The organism is Maritimimonas sp. 2210JD6-3, from assembly GCF_056591795.1.
On record NZ_JBWQOJ010000110.1, the window covers coordinates 1 to 389 of the forward strand.

General features: G+C 40.6%; 1 protein-coding gene. It reads right to left on the bottom strand.

The features are described 5' to 3' along the window. A partial coding sequence (locus tag AC1EUY_RS16175; RefSeq protein ID WP_480196587.1) for a hypothetical protein occupies positions 1-389 on the bottom strand: 389 nt, incomplete at both ends.

A 389-nucleotide genomic window follows, 5' to 3' on the forward strand; every position in this document is an offset into this window, starting at 1 on the left:
GAAGTAACTGCTGGTACATCATTATTCTCTATGGTACCTGTAGCCGAGATACCTCCAATGGTTAAATCATATACTTCATCTGGTTCTACCACGGCATCATCAACCGTAGCAATCGTAACTGTAAAACTCGTAACCCCTGCTGGTACTGTAATAGTACCCGAAACAGCATCATAGGTAACACCATTACTAAATACTGGTGGTAACACATAGTCTGATCCACTGGTTGTATTGTCTGCTAATATAAACGGATACGTCTCATCAAAAGTTGATTCTACAACAACAACTGTATGAACTAAACTTGTGCCTTCATCCTCAGTCTCTGAACTTACCGAAGTAATCGTAGCAGCATCATTATCTGTAATCGTACCTGTAGCTGCAATACCGCCAAT